Source organism: Streptomyces sp. NPDC044061 (genome assembly GCF_056434305.1).
Genome location: NZ_JBWKFL010000103.1, coordinates 6,021 through 9,877 on the forward strand (window position 1 = coordinate 6,021; position 3,857 = coordinate 9,877).

A 3,857-nucleotide genomic window follows, 5' to 3' on the forward strand; every position below is an offset into this window, starting at 1 on the left:
TTCCCGCTTTTGTTTTTTGGTTTGCTGTGTCTTTTCTTTTTTTCGCTGTCTTCTCCCCCTTCCTCCCCCCCCCCCCCCCCCCCCCCCCCCGCTCGTGCCATGCGAGACCACTCCGCCTGAGACTTTCCGCTCCCAAGGACCACATGCACACCCGGCACGTCCGGTGGCTGCGGGACACGCCGCAGCACCGGCAGCGAAAAGCGGGATTTCAGGGCTCGTGAACCGTGCCTTTTGCGCCGTCCTGCTTGCTGTGACTGCCGGGTGTGTGGTTGGGCGTGACCAGGAGCACCGGGTCTCCTTCCGGCGTCGGCCGCCGCCTGGGCGGTCTGCGGGCCGGGGCGGCTGACGGCGCGGGCTTTGGGGTTCGGTGCTGAGCGGGGGTGGGGCCAGGGTGTGTGCGGTGTTGTCCCGGGGCGGGTGTCGGTTGGCGTAACTGGCCCGCCGGTCACACGTTTCGCACCGCTTGTTTGGATGGTGGAGACGCCCCCGCAACCTATCGTCGGGCACCGCCTGTGACCTCCGTCATGGCGTCGGGGTGCGCGAACCTGCGATGCGCCTGTTGTGCGGCAGCCCCTCGGCCTTCCCCATGCCGCGCTGTCGTGGGCCCGCGCAGCCCGCGCACACCCGAACTCTTGGTCAGGAAACGGGAGTTGGGGGCGGGCTGCCGGCTTCGTTCGGCCCTTGCATGCCGGGGTGGCCGTGTCGTGGGGGTGTGTCTCACATCCGCAATTATTGCAGTCTGTAATGGGACTAATTGAAGTAATACATTTTTGAGATGGGGGTGATCTTGCGAGAATCGGTGGCACGGACTCGTACCAAGGATGTGGATTCCTGTGAGCGCCCCGGCCGAACCGAGACGTGCGTTCCTGTCTGACCCGCCGACCCTGCAGCGCCGCGGCACGTTCGGTGCGCTGCGTACCCGTAACTTCCGTCTGTTCGTGACCGGTCAGGTCTTTTCCAACACCGGCTCCTGGGTGTTGCGTATCGCCCAGGACTGGCTGGTCCTCGACCTTACCGGCAGTCCCGCCCAAGTCGGTTTGACGACGATGCTGCAGTTCCTGCCGACTGTCGTGCTGGGCATGGCGGGCGGGCTGCTCGCCGACCGCTATCCCAAGCGCCGGATCATCCTGCTCAGCTACATCGGATGGGCCACCATGGCCGCCCTCCTTGCCGGTCTGACGCTTTCGCACGAGGTGCGGGCGTGGCAGGTCCAGCTGATCGCGGCCGGGATCGGTATCCTCAGCGCCCTGGGCGTCCCGGCCTGGCAGACGTTCGCCAACGACATGGTCAAACCGGAGCACGTGCGCAGCGCGATCGGTATCAACTCCATGGTGTTCCAGCTCGGCGGGATCGTCGGTCCCGCGGTGAGCGGGCTTCTGATCAGCTCGGTCGGGCCTGGCTGGTCGTTCCTGATCACCGCGGTGGCCTACGCAGCGCCGATCGTCGCACTCGCCCGGATCCGCGTCGATGAGCTGCACGTCTCCTCCCCCGCGCCGGCGCAGCGGGGGCAGTTGCGGGCCGGGCTGCGCTACGCCACGAGCCGGGCGGACGTGCTCTGGCCGATCGTCCTGGTCGGCGTGTTCGCGATGTTCATGGCGAACCTTCCTGTGACGCTGTCCGCCTACGCCAAGACCGTGTTCCACACCGGCCCCGGCGGCTACGGACTGCTCAGCACCATGGTCGCGGCCGGCTCCGTTGCCGGTGCACTCATCTCCGCCCGCCAGCAACGCACCCGGCTACGCACCCTGCTGGTCTTCGCAGGAATGCTTGCGGTGCTCTGCGTCCTCGCCGCAGCAGCACCAGGGCAACCCCTTTTCTGCGCGCTGCTGGCGGGGATCGGCGCGAGCACGCTGTTGCTGAACACGTCCACCAACGCCACCCTCCAAATGAGTGCCCCCGACGGCATCCGGGGGCGGATCATGGCCATCTACCTGCTCGCCTACTACGGCAGCGCCGCGATCGGTGGGCTCTTCGTGGGCACCATCGACCAGCATTTCGGTCCCCGCACGGGCATGCTGCTCGCCGGCGCCGTGCCCGCCGTCGCCAGCGTGCTGATCGCCGCACGGCTCCACCGTGCCCGTCCGCGCTCTCCCCGCACGACGCTCGCCGAGCACCCCATGGGTGCCTCAATGCGGCCATGTGACGTCGCGAGCGCCCCCGGCCGCGGTGAGCCACCAGAGCCGGTTGCACCCACGGCTGCGAGCCCGGACCGCTCCAGCGGGTCAGCAACGCCTCCAGGCGCGGTGTTGCCGGCTGTTCGTCGGCGATGACAGCTCTGATGCCTGGCCCTTGATGGAGGGCTCCAGCATGCCTTGCCTGGCCCGCGCTGATCGCGTCGGCCGCGAGCGCAGCGGGCGCGCGGGTGCCCCAGGCTGACGCTGCGTTCGTCCTGCACGTTCTCAGCCGCCGGGGGGCGACGTCCCAGCCATGGCTGCGCCTGAGCTGGGACGGACCGGTTGTGCACCCGAGCCCTGGGCAGATCCACGGCACGCGGGCGTGGAAGGGATGTCAGCCGCCGATGGGCGGAGGCTGGTCGTCGACAACGACGGTGGTGACGTCATTGCCGTCGGGTCTGGTCAGCGTTGCAGAGGTGACCGCCCCTGGCAGGTACGGCAGTTGATGGCATGAGTGTCAACGGTCACGCGATTCCCTGGCAGGAGCGCTACCTTCCCCCCGCCCAACCGGTCGAGGCGATTTGAGCTATTCCGTCCGGATCGTCAGACCATAGCGTCATCATCGATCTATGACTGCACTCAGCCTTGCCCAGCGGCTCGCCGGCCACATGCAGCACCTCCTTGGCGACGGCCCGTTTCCCCAGCCTGGCGGATGGACCCACATGGGCGCAGTCATCTGCGACGCCAGCTTCCACGCCCGCTGCACGTACGAGGCGACCCTCCGACCACGGCTGCTCCGGCTTCAAGCAGACTGGCCCGATGCGACGACGGTCCGCGGTTTCCAGGGGCGGCTTGCCGTAGAAAACCTTGCCGTGGCCATGAACTTCAATGCCCCACGGAAGGTTGCAACGGCCCGCGCCATCACCAACCTGCTGGCTGCTAACGGCGTCGACACCCGCGATGATCTCCACGCGTGGCTCGACCACCAGGCCAATCGCGCCGCGCTGCGCGCGGTGAAAGGAGTGGGACGGAAGAGCATCGACTACATCGGCAACCTAGTCGGCCGTTCGCAGGTCCCCGTCGACGTACATCTGCGCGCCTTCGCTGCGGATGCCGGCGTCCCGGACCTCCCCTACGAGCAACTGCGAGCTGTGTACGAGGAAGCCGCCGCACTTCTCGGGCACGAACAAGGCGGGCTGGAGCATGCCGTCTGGCGGCATCAGTCGGGGGCCGCGTAGCCACCACCTCTGTACCCAGCCGCGCAACTTGGTCCGTGCATCTTGTCGAACGGTTGGGCGGGGACGGTGGTGCTGTTGGTGGGGAATTACACGAAGTTCCACAGCATGAGCGAGAAGACCCAGGCCCCGAACCCACCACCCGCCTCGCGATCGGCTGGGTGGGTTCCTCCAAGATCGATCGGCCCCGCGGTCCGCACCCACCTCACCGGCACCAGCGCCACCTCCCACTCCTGGGCGGACAAAGGGGTACCTAGGCGCCGGAGGTACGGTCCGGGTGTCCCGGGTGTCCTACGGCGGCCGGCGGGAGAAGCTCTCTGCAGGCCAGCAGGAAGTCGACTGCTCTTACCCGAAGATCAGGTCCTCGGGGAACGGGCCGTGGCCGCCCTCGAGACCCGGCGGTTCCTACGCAACTGAGGTTGTCTCGTCAGGGTGAGGGTCGGGGGTTGATGATCAGGCCGGTCTCGGCGATGAAGCCGTCGAGGAGGCCGGGTCGGTACTGCATCCT

General features: G+C 67.6%; 2 protein-coding genes. Both read left to right on the forward strand.

The annotated features are described in order from the left end of the window. Positions 1–833: 833 nt before the first annotated feature. The gene (locus AC07CM_RS49410) at positions 834–2,270 is read left to right on the forward strand and encodes an MFS transporter (RefSeq protein WP_478883139.1); all 1,437 of its coding nucleotides are present in this window, start codon (positions 834–836) and stop codon (positions 2,268–2,270) included. 473 nt (positions 2,271–2,743) lie between these two features. After that, a complete protein-coding gene (locus AC07CM_RS49415; protein ID WP_478883140.1) occupies positions 2,744–3,352 on the forward strand; it encodes an HhH-GDP family DNA glycosylase in 609 nt (202 codons plus the stop codon). The last annotated feature ends 505 nt before the right edge of the window (positions 3,353–3,857 follow it).